This is a genomic window from Rouxiella silvae (assembly GCF_002093625.1).
Classification (GTDB): Bacteria; Pseudomonadota; Gammaproteobacteria; order Enterobacterales; family Enterobacteriaceae; genus Rouxiella; species Rouxiella silvae.
In genome coordinates this window covers 46,663-61,739 of the sequence record NZ_MRWD01000016.1, presented here as the reverse complement: position 1 = coordinate 61,739, position 15,077 = coordinate 46,663, and the positions used below count along the sequence as shown (strand labels likewise).

Below are 15,077 nucleotides of genomic sequence, written 5' to 3'. Positions count from 1 at the left end.
TCGGTATAACAATTTAAAAAGTTATCATACCTCTTTGTGAGGGTCACGCTGCGTATAGCGTCCACCGAGCGCGGCATAAAGCTGTACCGCGTTAATTTTGCTGTCGAGCACGTTTTGCAGCAGGTTAATGCTGGCCTGACGGCGGGCGCGCTGTGCATCGATCCACGGCTGAATATCGGTGCTACCCTGCTGCCAGCGGGTCAGCGTTAACCGTTCAGCCTCCTGCGCCAGCGCCAGCGCTTCACGCAGATATTGCGCCTGCTCGATGAGCCGCTGGCGCGCCGAAAGCGCATCTTCAGTTTCCTTCAACGCCTGCATCAGCGTTTTCCTGAAATTAACGGCTTCGGTTTCATAGATAACGTGCGCACTCTGACGCGTAATACGTGCAGTGTTGAATTGAATAAAAGGAAGTGCCAGCGTAGCGGCGAGCGAGCCTATCGGATTAGCCAGATAATGTTTCAAGGTTGGACTGGCCGTGCCATAACCTGCCGTAAGGGTTAATGAAGGATAAAAGCTCAGCGCGGTGGCATCCGAGTTTGCCAGGCTACTGCGTAGGCGCAACTCAGCCGCGTGAACGTCAGCTCGCCGCGCTAACAGGTCTGCTGGAAGCCCCGCGTCAGGAGTGGGCAGCGGCGTATCCAGCAGTGAGTCAAGTTCAGGCTGCTGCCTCTGCGGCAGGTCTCCCATCAGAATAGAAAATGTGCGACGTGTCTCAAACAGACGCTGCTGATTGACTGACAGCGCGACCTGGAGGTCGGCCACAGAGCGCTGTGCAAACGTCACGTCTGCGTGCGCTGTCGCACCTGACCGATAGCGTATCTGTGCCCGTTGCAGCGTATTGCGTGCATCCTCCAGGTCTGCGCGAGTATTGGCCAACAGACGATTCAGGTAGCCTAACTGCCAGCGCGCAATCGCCACCGAGGCGCAAACGGCTAAACGCGCAGAGAGCCAGTCGCTTTCGCTCGCCTGTGCGTCCAGATTGGCCGCGTCGCGCTGCGCCAGGTCGGCTCCCCAAATATCCAGCGGATAACTTAGCGAAACGTTCATACCCGCTGAACGTGACATCCACGGCGAAACCCCGTTAATGTCAGTCATAGGGCGCGATACGCCGGCATTGAACGACACTGCCGTTGAGGGCCAGCGCGTAAGGCCGGTCAGATTAGCCTGAAGCTGTGCCAGCTTCATTCGCAGGGCGCTTAATTTAAGGTCGTCATTTTGTCGTAGAGCCTGCTTCAATATTTCGGGCAGCGCAGGGTCACCGAGTGAGGCCCAAAAATCATCCGTGGCTCTGAACGCCGCACTGGGCTGTGAGTGAGAAAGCCAATGTGCAGGCAGATTGGGCTTGGGGGGAGGCGCGCTGCGCAGTGCACTGCAGCCGCTGAGCGTCAGCATTAATCCGATGAGAGTCACATGATATAAACAGAAAGGCTTCATTCGCGAGCCAACGCCTCTGCAGGGTCGAGGCGTGCGGCCTTCCACGCCGGCAGCCAACCCGATAACACACCAACCAACACTGCACAGCCGACAGCAGTTAAGATGGCACTGGGTGAAAATACCAATTTCCAGGGGTGAATAAACAGCGAAAGCAGGGTGCCTATCGCCAATGAAACAGCGACGCCGACGGCTGCACCGGCCAGACACAGCAGCACCGCCTCAGTTAAAAACTGCCGCTGAATATCCTGTTGGCGCGCGCCAACGGCCATGCGTACACCTGTTTCGCGGGTTCGCTCGCTGACCGAAACCAGCATAATATTCATCACCCCAATGCCGCCAACCAGCAGTGAAATAAGCGCTATGATTGAGAGAAACAGCGTCAGGGCAAAGCTGGTTTTCTCAATAGAGCTGACGAAAGCCGCGCTGTCTTGCATGAAAAAATCCTGTCTACCATGCAGGCGAGTCAGCAGTTTTTGTATCGACCGCTTTGCAGCATCGCTGGAAACATGTTCGTTAAGTGAAACAGACAGCGAGTCAAACCAGTCCTGCCCCAGCAGGCGGCTGTTGGCCGTGCTCCACGGTAGCCAGAGGTTCAGCGCATTTCCCGCATAGGCAGAAGTGCTGCGCATAACACCTACAACCCGGCACGGCAGCGTGCCGACTAAAATAATTTGACCTAGCGGCTGGGTACCGGCTGGGAAAAGCTTCCTTTGAAGATTTTCATCAATGACGACGACCGACGACTGCTTGGTCACATCAAGAGAAATCAGGCTGCGCCCGATAACGGGGACCAAATTATTGGTTTTCAAAAACTCGGCACTGACGCCGTTAACGTTGGCGCTGGTGTCTGTTCGTCGCCAGCGAATGGGAAGGGTGCTGCTGACTTTAGGTGCAACGGCGGTTATCCAGCGTTGCTCTGACAGCAGTTTTAGATCTCGCCTCCCTAATGCGCGCAGGTTGGAAGAGGGGTTATCGCCAAACCCCTTGCCGGGATACAGTGTTATCACGTTTGCCCCCAGCGTAGATAAGGTGTTAAGCACGTATTTTTTTGCCCCTTCACCCGCGGCATTAAGAGACACCACCGAGACAATGCCGATGACAATACCGAGCAGTGTCAGGCCAGAGCGCATTCTGTGTGCCAGCAGCGTACGGCAGGCGCTCCACAGCAGGTCACAAGACGCCTCCCAACGTGAACGCCATGAAGGTTGGGCAGCCAGACAAGATTTAACGAAGAGGGGAGTGGAGGATAAACGCACCTCACGATCGGGTAGCGTGTGCTGTACATCAGAGACGATTTTGCCGTCTGACAGGGTGATGATACGGTCAGCGTAATCAGCAACCTGCGGATCGTGGGTAATGATAATCACCGTGTGGCCTTGGCGGTGCAGGTGCTGTAATAACTGCATCACCTCACGGCCGTGGCGGCTGTCCAGAGCACCGGTAGGCTCATCGGCTAAAATAACCTCTCCGCCGTTAACCAACGCCCGCGCGATGCCGACTCGCTGCTGTTGCCCACCGGAAAGTCGGGCTACGTTACGCGTTTCAAACTCGCCTAATCCGAGTTGGGCGAGCAGTTCACGGGCTTTGTTCTGACGCTGCATCCGCGTCTGATGGGCATAGCGGGCGGGGACTTCAACATTTTCCAACACCGTAAGGGCGGGGATAAGGTGGTAGCGCTGAAAAATAAAGCCAAATCGCTGCCGTCGCAAAAGGGCGCGGTCATCGCTAGACAGACGCTGAACAATTTGCCCGGCGACCTGATAGACGCCGCTGGTCGGGGTATCAAGACATCCGATGACGTTCATCAGGGTTGATTTACCCGAGCCAGAAGGTCCTACAATGGCCACCATTTCACCGGCCTCAATGCTCAGAGAAATGTTATTCAACACGGTAATTTCCTCTGCGCCCGTTGAAAAGTGGCGGCAGATATTGTGCAAATAAAGCAGTGGCTGCTGCGAAGGGGGCGAGGACTGTGTTGTTATCATGAAGGACTCACGCCGTCACCGACCAGTTGCAATGTTTCTCCGTCATGAAGCCCCGATTTAACTTCAATCTGTGAGCCGTTATCAATGCCGGTCATTATTTTTCGCAGCGCGACCTTGCCGTCGGCCGTGACCACGGTGACTTGATAATCATTTTCAGCCAGAGGCAATCCCAAAGCGGTGACCGGAATGGTGAGCACGTTTTCAGCACGGCTGAGCACAACGCTCACCTGCGCCGTCATCTCTGGCCGCAGCCTGCCCTGCGTATTGGCAACGTCAAACAATGCGCTGAAGAAAATAGCATTATTAATTTTTTCCGCGGCGGGTTCGAGGGTTCTTATTTGGCTGCAAAAGGATTTTTCTGTGCTACCCAGCGTGGTAAAACAGGCCGTCAATCCTCTGTGGATGCGGCCGATATCGGCTTCGGGAATTTGTGCGCGCACCGTCATCGTGCTGAGGTCGGCAATTTGCAAAATGACCGGAATTTCGTAAGAGGCCACAATGGTTTGCCCCTGTTGTGTGTTAACCGAGACCACCGTTCCGCTGACTGGGGCGATAATTTGCGTATAGCCGAGATTGGTTTTTGCGGTATCAACGCGAATTTTTTGTTGATGGATTTGTGAATCCATCGCGATTAACTGCGCCTGTTGTACCTGCAAGTCGGCCTGAGCGGCTTCTAAATCCTGACGTGAAGCCGCATTTTGTGCCACCATTTCTCGCTGACGCAGCAGCATCAGACGTGCTCTTGTTACCAGTGCCTGATTTGCCTCTTTCTGTGCTAATAGGCTGTTAAGCATGACTTCGGCGTCCTGGAGTGCATTTTGAGAAAGCGCGGGATCGATTTCACCCAATAGTTGACCTTTTTCAACAAAGTCGCCCGGCGCAACGTTTAAACGGGTTAGCTGTCCTGAAGCTTGAGACCCGACGTCTACCTGTCTGACGGGTTGAAGAACGCCGCTGGCTAATACGATTTCTTCCAGCGTTTGCCGAGTTACTGGGGTAGTAGGTAGGGGGAGGCGTTTCACAGGTCTTAATAACGTGAACCCCAAACCCAGTAACGCCAGTAATATCAAAAGAAATGCCGAACCTGCCCTGCTGTTTATTGATTTTAGTTTGGATGGTATTTTAAAAGTACGCATTTTAAATGCTTGCTAAATAATAAGGGGGTATGAGGCTATAGCTGTTGTTTATTATTTTCATTCGGCTATTGGTCTCCTTTATACTTTAACCCTCCCACAGACAGGAGGGTTAAAGTAATTATTACTGCAGACGCTTCACCATTAATTCAACGATTAAGGCAGGCATTTAATCATCTGTTCAACGGTTGCGCCAGGCAGCATGCCTAAAACTTGCTGCTTTAATGCCTCAATTTGAACCGGTGTCAGCCCTTCCAGACCGGTGGCTGGCAGTATGGAGTTCACTACGATACATACGGCGGCGTCAGGCACGGGAATTGGCAAACCAGGCAGCAAGTCTGCGTGGGCAGTCGAACTCATACCAACGGCCCCAAGTAAAACAAATGCAGCTCCAAGCGATTTAAATTTGTTCATAATAATTTCCCTTATTCCTTAAGGTAAATAACATTGCGGAGATAACGATCGCAAATATTTGCGAAACGTTTCTTTGCGTCAAAGTAAATGGTAATTAACTTTGACGAAATGAAAGTTAGTTCAGGTGCGGAGTTTTGTATAGGCTTTTTTATTTATATTTGGAATATACGGTGATTTTAAGAAATAGTGCAGTGAGTTTGTGATTTATTAATTAGTGGCAAGAATGAATTTAATTTAATTATATTTAATAATTATTATTAAGGTCATATTTCCTTCCTTGCCCTTAAGGTCGGGGCTAAGGAAGGAAATAATCTTGTCGATTAAAGTGGGTCGTACTCGCCGGTGCCTTCTGGCCACGGGGTTAACAGATCATAACCGGTTTCAGTCACCGCAATAGTGTGTTCCCACTGGGCGGAGAGCGAGCGGTCTTTAGTCACAACAGTCCAGCCGTCAGACAGCACGCTGGTGGCCGCTTTACCGGCGTTGATCATCGGTTCGATGGTGAAAATCATCCCAGCTTCCAACACTAAACCTTCGCCCGGGCGGCCGTAATGCAACACCTGCGGATCGGTATGGTACTCCTCACCTACACCGTGACCGCAGTACTCCCTCACCACGGAGAAACCATTGCTTTCGGCGATGTGCTGGATAGCCGCGCCCACGTCGCCAAGTGTCGCACCCGGACGTACCGTTTTAATGCCAGCAACCATCGACTGATACGTGACCTCGACCAAGCGCTGACCGCGAATCGTCGGTTTGCCTACGTAATACATACGGCTGGTGTCACCGTACCAGCCGTCTTGAATAATGGCCACATCGATGTTGACGATGTCACCGTCTTTGAGTTTTTTATCCGCAGGAATGCCGTGGCAGACCACGTGGTTAACCGAGGTACATGAGGTTTTGGTGTAACCGTGATAACCGATATTGGCCGGGATCACTTTCAGTTCATTGACGATAAAATCGTGACACAGTTGGTCAATCTCGTCAGTAGTCACGCCGACTTTCACATAAGGCTTGATGAACTCGAGCACTTTTGCTGCGGTATTTCCCGCGGTGCGGGCCTTCTCGATTTCCTGCTGGGTATGGATCTTAACTGAGCTCATATTAATTCGACTTCTTTTAGTGAGGAAAAGGGCGCGGCTTACTCAAAGTGGCCCAATTCATTGAATTTTTGTCATTAATGGCTGCGTGGAGCCTTCATTTTCATATCGTGAAGTGCAGGGTGCCAACCAGCTCAGACAAATTCTGCACCTTGGCACCGGCCTGCTGCATCTCGTCAATTGCCCGCTTGCTGTCACCGGGTTCAAGGTTTACGCCTCGACAGCCGTCGCCAAGCAGTGTGACCTGATAACCCAGTTCTAACGCATCAAGCACGCTAAATTTGACGCAGTAGTCTGTGGCGAGTCCCATAACAATGACATGCTCAATCTGCGCCTGCTGTAGCCAGTCGTGGAGCAGGGTGGCCGCTCGCTTGCCATTGTCGTAAAAGGCACTGTAGCTGTCGATAGCGCTGTCTTGCCCTTTATAAACAATATAGTCGAGGGCCGCCGTGTTGAGGTCGGGATGAAAATCTGCGCCGTGCTGACCCTGCACACAGTGCACTGGCCACCAAACTTGGGGCAACCCGTCGAGCTCGCCCAACGTCCAGGCTTCGGCCTGGGAATTAACAGCGAAACTGCGATGATCGGCTGGATGCCAATCCTGTGAGGCGACCACGGTTATATTGGCATGGCGACAGGCTGCAATCGCCAGATTGGCAATGTTTATTGTCTCATCACCCTCTGCCACCGCCAGCGCGCCGCCGTGGCAAAAGTCATTTTGAAGGTCGATCAACAACAACGCAGATTTCATTGAGAGTCCTTAAACGGTTAATTCACCACGTAAGTCTTGCTGCATCAGCTCACGTGTCTCACCAGCCGAAAGCGACTGACTCAGCAGGTAGTGTAGCTTGGTTAGCGTGGCCTCAACGGTCATATCAAAACCACTAATAACGCCCGCATGTGCTAGAGCGTTGCCGGTGGCGTAACCGCCCATATTAACTTTACCGGAAATACATTGAGTCAGATTGACCACGACGATACCGCGCTCAGAGGCCTCTTTCAGCTCTTTGAGCAGGTCGCCTTTCTGTGGCGCATTACCCACGCCATAAGAGCGCAAAATGAGCGCTTTTACCGGCTGTTGCAGAAAGTTACGCACGACTTCGGCGGAAATTCCTGGATAAATGGTCACCACGCCAATGGGTTGAGGAGTGATGTTGTGCACGCGCAGTTGGCCAGTGGGCGCAGGAATTGACGGCGTAGACAGCCGACGAATATGAATGCCAGCTTCCAGCAATGGCGACATGTTCGGCGATGCAAAAGCGTCAAACCCGTCAGCATGCGCCTTGGTGCTGCGATTACCGCGATAAAGACGGTTGTTGAAGAATAAGGTCACTTCATTAACCGGATGATTGGCCGCGATATACAGTGAATTCAGCAGGTTAATCTGTCCGTCTGAGCGCAGAGCCTCTAAAGGTATTTGTGACCCTGTCACGATTACGGGCTTGCCCAGGTTTTCGAGCATGAACGACAGCGCAGAGGCAGTGAACGCCATGGTGTCGGTGCCGTGCAGAATAACAAAACCATCATACTGGTCGTAATGTGCCTGAATGTCGTCGGCGATATGCTGCCAATCTTCTGGGGTCATATCCGAAGAGTCCATCAGCGGAGAATACTCCTGAATGTGAAAATCAGGCATTTCGGGACGATGGAACTCGGGCATCAGGGCCAGCTGGCGCTGGAGATGGCCGGACACAGGAATATAGCCCTGTTCTGAACGCTGCATGCCGATGGTACCGCCGGTGTAGGCAACGTAAATCGATTTTTTAGTCATTAGCACAATTCTTTTTTTAATCAGCCAGACAGGCCAGGTGGGGGGATTATAAAGGCAGAGTGCTCGAATAAAAAGAATGTCCTTTTTTTCTTGCGCGTGTAAGCCGCACATCGTGCTCAATGGTTAATTTTTGCACTGTCATCATCGCAAGAATTTTCTTCTCACCCCAGATGATTGTCTGCAACTTTGAACGCCTCCTCTTATATGCCTATGTAACAAAATAATTCAAAATACAGGCAGATATATCAAAGCGGTTCGTGTCAAAGCTTCTCTCGCGGACGCTTAGCCCAGTGATGGGCGCAGGAATCTGAATTTCCAATTTGGAAAAATAAATCCAGACATGTAAAAGGACGTCAAGTAATGAAATTTTCAAAAAGTATTCTGTCTCTTGCGGTAGCAATGACGCTACCTGCAGCGCTATTAATGCCTACTACGGCACAGGCTCATGGCTATATTTCTACGCCAACGGCTCGCCATGTGTTGTGCAACAGAGAAGGCCAAGCGAGCACCAGTGAAGGTTGTAAAGCCGCGAGAGCTCATGGTAGCAATGGTTTCACCGAAGCCGGTGGGCATACCAACGTTGGCTCGACCAATTACATGAACCAAATCCAAGACGGCGCAGTGTGCTCATCAAACTATAGAGGCATCAACGTAGGTGTTCCTAAAGGCGACTGGCCTATCTCCCCCCTGAAAGTCAACGCTGACGGTAGCGTCGACCTTTCCTATAAATATACCGCTGTTCATGGTACCGACCATATCGCATTTTACATTACTAAATCTGAGTATAACCCGGCGAACCCGTTGAAATGGAGTGACCTCGAATTGTTGGGCCGCAGAGACGGTGATGCACGACCGGCCAATGCCCCCAATGCACCGGACAGTAATAATGAGACTCACTTTAACTTTAAATTACCTTCACAACAGGCGGGCCGACATGTCATTTTCGCCGCCTGGCCTGTCTCTAAAAATCACGGCACCGGTGAAGTATTTACCACCTGTGCTGACGTAGAAATTACCAATAATGGCGTATCAACGCCGGGTTGGGAGAGAGTGGGTGACGGGATTAAGGCCAATGAGAAAATTATAGCAGGCACCACCGTGCGCTTCCGCCTGTTCGATTCAATGAAAGCCGGCTCAGTCGCGTTTGACACCGCCTACACTGCATCGAATAATATGGATAAAAAAGACTGGCTCTATAAGTTGGCAAAACAAATTAATACAGAAACCAATTTAGCCAAAGTCGGCACCTTGAAAAACAACGAAGTTACCCTCGGCGCTGCTGCCACCTATTACGACGTTTATACCAAAAGTAGCCATAAATACAGCAGCGCGGTTTATCTTGAGGCGGCCGAAGATGACGATCAACCCGTCAAGCCACCGGTCAATCACGATCAGGCGTTTTTAAATGGTCTGAACTTCACTGTGACTCCAACGGTGAATCCTAATAAAGTTACGTTTAAAGGCATCGCGGTTTCCAATACTCAAGCCACGGGCAATGTATCTTACGTTTGGACGCTGCCTAACAATGCTCAAATAACGGGCGAGGGCAAAGGTAGCCAGAGCTTTGAAATAAAGAGAAATAAAAAAGAGCAAAATCTGCAGGTTAGCGTCAAGGTTAACGCCGGTAAGCTCTCTAAAACGCTAAAACAGTCGATTGTTGTTCCTGCAAAAGCGGACAATGATCAGGGTAATGAAACTCAATACCCGCAGTATGTTGCAGGCCAAAAGTATGCGCCTGGCGATAAAGTGTCTACCAACGGCAGCAACTATCAGTGCAAAGCCGTACCACACGGTTGGTGGTGTGCTCAGCCAGCATACAACCCGGCCGGAAGCTACGGCAGCGACGCATGGGATAAAATCTAACACTCAACATGTTGTCTGTATAAGAAAATAACCTGCAAAAAAATGGCCCCTTTCGGGGCCATTTTTCATGCTAAAGGCATGACAAGTAATGAAGGTTTTTTACTTCACTTCACCGCAGGTGAGACACATAGCATAGCGATTTTGCGGGTCGTTCAAGTTATCAAACAAATCAGCCTGTGCGCTCATTTTCAGCGCCACGTCGGCAACCGGCGCAGGCAGATAAGCCTGAGCCACGGCAGGCAACATCGCGTGCACCGAAGCGTTCATTTGCGAGAACAGCATGTCGCTGATGCTCGGTTGGTCAACGTACCAGTTCAACTGCCAGGTAGGCAGTTTCGCCAGTTCGGCGGCCTTTTTAACCGCATCATCAAAGTCGCCCAGCTGATCTACCAAACCGTTAGCCTTGGCATCCGTACCGATCCACACGTGGCCCTGAGCGATTTGGTCAATCTGCTCCGGGGTTTTATTACGCGCCTTGGCAACCAGTCCGAGGAAGGTTTTATAACCATTCTCGATGTTCATCTGCATCATCTGCGAGAACTCCGGTGGCAGAGCCTTGGTCACCGCAATATCGGCCAGCGGCGAGGTTGCCACGCCGTCGGTGTGCACGCCAAACTGGCCCAGCGTATCCTGATAGGTGTTGATTACCCCGAAAATACCAATTGAACCGGTAAGCGTGCTAGGGCTGGCGATGATGTAGTTGGCCGGCGTTGAAATCCAATAACCGCCCGACGCCGCCATGCCACCCATTGAAACGACCACCGGTTTGCCCGCCGCTCTGGCTGCGGCCAGTTCGGAGCGGATAACCTCGGAGGCGCTGACGCTGCCACCTGGGCTGTTCACACGAAAGACAATCGCCTTAACTTTAGGGTCGAGGCGTGCCTGGCGAATTTGTTCAGCGGTGGTGTCACCGCCCACGTCGCCCGGCTGGCCTTCACCGTCAATGATGGCACCGTTGGCAAAGATAACCGCGATTTGCGCCGCGTTGTCGTCCTGCTTAATTTTCGGCGAATAGTCTTCGAGGGTGGTGTAGTTGAAGTCTTTCTTCTGTTTGTTGAATCCGAACGCCTTGATCATCGCCTCGTCGGCGTCACCGCGTGAGGCAAGTTCGTCGACCAGTTTATTCTTCAGCGCATATTGGGCCGTGTCGCCGCCCACGTCTTGCAGACCACTCAGCATGCCCGCAGCACCGGGGAATAACTGCTCAGGCGTTAACTGACGGTTGGCAGAAACAGTATTGAGATAGTTGTTCCACAGGCCGGTTATCCAACGAGTATCGGCATCGCGTGCGGCCGGAGACATATCGTCGCGCATCATCGGTTCAACCGCTGATTTATAGGTGCCCACGCGGAAGATATTGGTGGTCACTTTCAGCTTGTCGAGCAACGTTTTGTAGTACAGCGTATTGGTCGCAAAGCCGTGCAGGTCAACGTTACCCATCGGAGAAAGATAGATTTTGTTGGCAAAGCTGGCCAGATAATACTGCGTCTGGTTATAGCTGTCGCCGACTGCATAGATGGGTTTGCCAGAGTCGCGGAACTCGCGGAGGGCCTTGCCAATGTACTGAAGCGAAGCCTGATCGGTGCCGGTAAAGTCGGTGAGAGACAGCACCAGGCCAGTGATATTACTGTCATCTTTGGCGGCGCGAATCGTATCGACCAGGTCAAACAGCGAGGTTTCCTGCAAACGGTTGCTGGAGGTGCCCAACAGTTCACGTCCCAGTTGGCGAACCTTGTTATTCACCGTGGGTTTATCGACCACACTTCCGCTCAAGTCAACCAGCAGTGCGCCTTTGCTTGGCGTTTCGACGGGTTTTGACTGCAACTGGAAATAAATTCCCACGCCCACCAAAATGATCAGCACCAGGAAAAGATTAAGAATAAATTCTCTTACAAAATTAAGCAGACGCCATGTCCACCTAAAAAAACCGGCGATGATTCGCCACAGTATGCGCATGTTCTCTCCATTAAGAGCGACTAGTGCTGCTATCCTAATGACCTGCCGGATAAAAGTCAGCTTTAAATCATTTCATAATTTGGCAGAGAGGTGGGGGCTGATAGCCAGGGTCAGGCGGGTTATGTTAACGTTAAGCGAATACAACTCATTATCAGGAGAGATTTATGGACGCTCTGGACCTGCTTTTAAACCGCCGTTCCGCCTCACGCCTTGCCGCTCCCGCGCCTTCTGGCGACGTTTTGCAAAACATCATCAACGCCGGTATGCGTGCGCCCGACCACGGTGCGCTTCAGCCTTGGCGCTTTGTGATTGTGGAGAACGACGGGCTAATCCGTTTCAGCAACCTGCTGAGAAGCGCGGCTGAAAAAGACGGCATGGACGAGAAGGCGATTGAGAAAGCCACTCAGGCACCGATGCGCGCCCCGCAAATCATCACGATTATCGCTGACGTAAAAGAGAGCGCCAAAGTGCCAGAATGGGAACAGGTTGTTTCCGCAGGCTGCGCCGTTCAGGCGATGCAGATGGCCGCCTTGGCTCAGGGTTTTAACGGCATTTGGCGCACCGGTGGCTGGACTGAGCACGCCGCCGTACGTCATGCATTTGGCTGCGAAGAGAAAGACCACATCGTTGGCTTCCTCTACCTCGGCACTCCGCAGTTGAAATCCAGCACCCAGGTGATCCCGGCCGACAGCGCCGCTTTTGTCAGTTATTTCTAAAATCCACCATTAAAAAAGCCCCCATCCTAACCTTCCCCCGCTGAAAAGAGCGGGGGAAGGGACCAAGTCTGATCCCCTCCCCATCGGGAGCGGTCAGAGCGGAGGAAGGGGCTATGTCTGATCCCCTCCCCATCGGGGGAGGGTTAGGGTGGGGGGAACCAACGCACGATCCATCCGTTTAAGGATTAAGCAATTATTTCCTGATTTATCCGATAATTCCTTTTTTAGCCGTTTTTGTGAGCGAACGTCCCGCCCAAGTGATAATCCTGACTTATCAATTGTTGGCGCAGCGGCTAACATAGGGAGAACTAAAGGACGAGTTGTCACCCTCTGCCAGTGAGCCATGCCTGATGCGACTGTTTATTGCCGAAAAACCCAGCCTTGCCAGAGCAATCGCTGACGTATTGCCCAAACCCCATCGACGGGGGGACGGATATATTGCCTGCGGCAGTCAGGACGTGGTCACCTGGTGCGTCGGACACTTGCTGGAGCAGGCGCAGCCGGATGCCTATAACAGCCGCTTTGCGCGTTGGGCGCTCGAAGACTTGCCGATTATTCCTGAAAAATGGCAGCTCCAGCCGCGTGCTTCCGTTGCCAAACAGTTGAATGTTATAAAGAAGCTGTTGCTTGAGGCCAGTGAAGTGGTTCACGCCGGTGACCCGGACCGCGAGGGGCAGCTGTTGGTGGATGAAGTTCTCGATTACCTCGAGCTGGTACCGGAAAAGCGTCAGCAGGTGCAGCGCTGTCTGGTCAACGATCTTAATCCACAGGCGGTGGAGCGCGCGGTTTCGAGAATGCGCGACAACAAAGAATTTATTCCACTGTGCGTCTCCGCGCTGGCCCGTTCGCGCGCCGACTGGCTGTATGGCATCAATATGACCCGCGCTTATACTATTCTTGGGCGCAATGCCGGTTATAACGGCGTGTTGTCGGTTGGTCGAGTGCAAACGCCGGTGCTTGGACTGGTCGTCCGCCGCGACGAAGAGATTGAAAATTTTGTGCCCAGAGACTTTTTTGAAGTCAAGGCACACATCGTTACTCCCGCCGACGAGCGTTTTGTGGCTATCTGGCAGCCTAGCGAATCCTGTGAACCTTATCAGGACGAAGAAGGGCGACTCCTTCACCGTCCGCTTGCCGACCACGTTGTTGCGCGTATTGGCGGCCAGCCTGCTATCGTTAGCGGCTATAACGACAAGCGCGAATCTGAAGTCGCCCCGCTGCCGTTTTCACTGTCCACGCTGCAAATCGAAGGGGCTAAAGCCTTTAACCTGAGTGCGCAGAAGATCCTCGATATCTGCCAGCGTCTGTATGAAACGCATAAACTGATTACGTACCCGCGCTCCGACAGTCGCTATTTGCCGGAGGAGCACTTTGCCGGGCGTCATTCGGTGTTAAATGCCATTAGCGTTCATCAACCCGACCTGATGCCGCAGCCTGCGCTAGATACTGATAAACGTAACCGCTGCTGGGACGATAAAAAGGTGGATGCTCACCACGCGATTATTCCCACCGCGCGCAGCAGTCGGGTTAACCTGACTGAAGATGAAAGCAAGATTTATGGCATGATTGCCCGCCAGTATCTGATGCAGTTTTGCGCCGATGCCGTGTTCCGCAAGTGCGTGATTGACCTGGATATCGCCGGTGGCAAGTTCGTTGCCAAGGCGCGTTTTCTGGCTGAGGCCGGTTGGCGTACGCTGCTGGGTAGCAAAGAGCGCGATGAAGAGAACGAAGGTACGCCGCTGCCGGTGGTTGCCAAGGGCGATGAGCTGTTGTGCGAACGGGGTGAAGTGGTGGAGCGGCAAACTCAGCCGCCGAGACCGTTTACTGACGCCACGCTGCTGTCGGCGATGACCGGGATTGCGCGTTTTGTACAAGACAAGGCGCTCAAAAAGATCCTGCGTGCTACGGATGGACTCGGTACCGAAGCCACCCGTGCGGGCATTATCGAACTGCTGTTCCGCCGTGAGTTCTTGTACAAGAAAGGGCGCTATATTCACGCCAGCGATACCGGCAGGGCGCTCATTCACTCCTTGCCGGACATTGCCGCCAGACCGGATATGACCGCCGATTGGGAATCAACCTTGACGCGCATCAGCGAGAAGAACTGCCGCTATCAGGATTTTATGCAGCCACTGGTCAGCACGTTGCAAGACTTGATTGTTCAGGCTAAGCAGAATCGCGTATCACCGGCGTTTCGCACTATTCCTTCCAAGCCGAATTCATTCAAAGCGAAGGCTAGCTCATCTAAATCAAAAACAGGTGACGCACCGAAGCGCAAACGTGCTGCCCCTAAATCAGACCAGGCCGCTGAGTAATCTGCGCAATATATGCCTCGAGCAGGGGAATATCCGCCGGAGCCAGCGGAAAGGAAAACGCTTCGTGAGGCGTAACCCAGCGCACTTCGCTGTGACAACGTAACGCAATATTGCCGTTGAAACCGCTGACTCGCCATGCGTGCAGCTCAATCAGGCGTTCGCCCTGCTGCCAGGTATTGCTGGCAACCCATTTTTCCACTTGAGCATGAATGTTAAGTTCTTCACTCAGCTCTCTGAACAATGCTTCCCGCTGTGTTTCATCGACTTCAACTTTTCCACCGGGAAACTCCCACATGCCGGCTAAATCGCTTTGGCCGTCGCGGCGGGCCAGAAGAATGTGGCCGTCGCGCTCTATAATGGCGGCGACCACCTCAACCGATTTCAAGG

The 15,077-nt window shown here is 52.5% G+C and carries 12 protein-coding genes; 3 read left to right on the top strand and 9 right to left on the bottom strand.

Going from position 1 to position 15,077, the window contains the following annotated elements; translation table 11 throughout:
- Positions 1-24 precede the first annotated feature (24 nt).
- From BS639_RS08625 to ansA, 7 genes are all read right to left on the bottom strand, one after another.
- Positions 25-1,392, bottom strand: a complete 1,368-nt coding sequence (locus BS639_RS08625; RefSeq protein ID WP_228779584.1) for an efflux transporter outer membrane subunit — start codon at positions 1,390-1,392, stop codon at positions 25-27.
- A 38-nt stretch (positions 1,393-1,430) separates the two neighbouring features.
- Positions 1,431-3,419 (bottom strand): MacB family efflux pump subunit, encoded by a 1,989-nt coding sequence (locus tag BS639_RS08620; protein ID WP_084982853.1) that lies wholly within the window; start codon positions 3,417-3,419, stop codon positions 1,431-1,433.
- Positions 3,416-4,441 carry an efflux RND transporter periplasmic adaptor subunit gene (locus tag BS639_RS08615; protein ID WP_233427640.1) on the bottom strand — a complete coding sequence of 342 codons (1,026 nt, stop codon included), beginning with the start codon at positions 4,439-4,441 and terminating at the stop codon, positions 3,416-3,418. Before BS639_RS08615 ends, BS639_RS08620 begins: the two co-directional genes overlap by 4 nt.
- Before the next feature lie 267 nt (positions 4,442-4,708).
- A complete protein-coding gene (locus BS639_RS08610) occupies positions 4,709-4,966 on the bottom strand; it encodes a hypothetical protein (protein ID WP_055771411.1) in 258 nt (85 codons plus the stop codon).
- A 320-nt stretch (positions 4,967-5,286) separates the two neighbouring features.
- Positions 5,287-6,072 (bottom strand): type I methionyl aminopeptidase, encoded by a 786-nt coding sequence (gene map, locus BS639_RS08605; protein ID WP_055771414.1) that lies wholly within the window; start codon positions 6,070-6,072, stop codon positions 5,287-5,289.
- Between the two features lie 100 nt (positions 6,073-6,172).
- A complete protein-coding gene (gene pncA, locus BS639_RS08600; protein WP_084982851.1) occupies positions 6,173-6,820 on the bottom strand; it encodes a bifunctional nicotinamidase/pyrazinamidase in 648 nt (215 codons plus the stop codon).
- Between the two features lie 9 nt (positions 6,821-6,829).
- Positions 6,830-7,840 (bottom strand): asparaginase, encoded by a 1,011-nt coding sequence (ansA, locus tag BS639_RS08595; protein WP_055772479.1) that lies wholly within the window; start codon positions 7,838-7,840, stop codon positions 6,830-6,832.
- Between the two features lie 360 nt (positions 7,841-8,200).
- Between ansA and BS639_RS08590 the strand changes: the two genes are divergently transcribed.
- The gene (locus BS639_RS08590) at positions 8,201-9,703 is read left to right on the top strand and encodes a lytic polysaccharide monooxygenase (RefSeq protein ID WP_084982850.1); all 1,503 of its coding nucleotides are present in this window, start codon (positions 8,201-8,203) and stop codon (positions 9,701-9,703) included.
- A 99-nt stretch (positions 9,704-9,802) separates the two neighbouring features.
- Here the strand turns inward: BS639_RS08590 and sppA are convergent, their stop codons facing one another.
- The gene (gene sppA, locus BS639_RS08585) at positions 9,803-11,659 is read right to left on the bottom strand and encodes a signal peptide peptidase SppA (RefSeq protein WP_055771423.1); all 1,857 of its coding nucleotides are present in this window, start codon (positions 11,657-11,659) and stop codon (positions 9,803-9,805) included.
- A gap of 164 nt (positions 11,660-11,823) precedes the next feature.
- On the opposite strand from sppA, the gene BS639_RS08580 reads away from it, so the two are divergent.
- Positions 11,824-12,375, top strand: a complete 552-nt coding sequence (locus BS639_RS08580) for an NAD(P)H nitroreductase (protein WP_084982849.1) — start codon at positions 11,824-11,826, stop codon at positions 12,373-12,375.
- A 350-nt stretch (positions 12,376-12,725) separates the two neighbouring features.
- Complete coding sequence (locus tag BS639_RS08575; protein WP_084982848.1) at positions 12,726-14,690, top strand: DNA topoisomerase III; 1,965 nt, start codon at positions 12,726-12,728, stop codon at positions 14,688-14,690.
- Here BS639_RS08575 and BS639_RS08570 read toward each other — a convergent pair.
- Positions 14,665-15,075, bottom strand: coding sequence for a pyrimidine (deoxy)nucleoside triphosphate diphosphatase (locus BS639_RS08570; protein ID WP_084982847.1), 411 nt, complete (start codon positions 15,073-15,075; stop codon positions 14,665-14,667). The two genes, BS639_RS08575 and BS639_RS08570, sit on opposite strands and share 26 nt — an antisense overlap.
- Between the last annotated feature and the right edge of the window lie 2 nt (positions 15,076-15,077).

Bases quoted from the DNA above. Each gene is read 5' to 3' on its own strand.
- map (WP_055771414.1), bottom strand. From the start codon at position 6,072: ATGAGCTCAGTTAAGATCCATACCCAGCAGGAAATCGAGAAGGCCCGC.
- BS639_RS08610 (WP_055771411.1), bottom strand. From the start codon at position 4,966: ATGAACAAATTTAAATCGCTTGGAGCTGCATTTGTTTTACTTGGGGCC.
- BS639_RS08620 (WP_084982853.1), bottom strand. From the start codon at position 3,419: ATGATAACAACACAGTCCTCGCCCCCTTCGCAGCAGCCACTGCTTTAT.
- pncA (WP_084982851.1), bottom strand. From the start codon at position 6,820: ATGAAATCTGCGTTGTTGTTGATCGACCTTCAAAATGACTTTTGCCAC.
- BS639_RS08625 (WP_228779584.1), bottom strand. From the start codon at position 1,392: ATGCTGACGCTCAGCGGCTGCAGTGCACTGCGCAGCGCGCCTCCCCCC.
- BS639_RS08590 (WP_084982850.1), top strand. From the start codon at position 8,201: ATGAAATTTTCAAAAAGTATTCTGTCTCTTGCGGTAGCAATGACGCTA.
- BS639_RS08580 (WP_084982849.1), top strand. From the start codon at position 11,824: ATGGACGCTCTGGACCTGCTTTTAAACCGCCGTTCCGCCTCACGCCTT.
- ansA (WP_055772479.1), bottom strand. From the start codon at position 7,840: ATGACTAAAAAATCGATTTACGTTGCCTACACCGGCGGTACCATCGGC.
- BS639_RS08575 (WP_084982848.1), top strand. From the start codon at position 12,726: ATGCGACTGTTTATTGCCGAAAAACCCAGCCTTGCCAGAGCAATCGCT.
- sppA (WP_055771423.1), bottom strand. From the start codon at position 11,659: ATGCGCATACTGTGGCGAATCATCGCCGGTTTTTTTAGGTGGACATGG.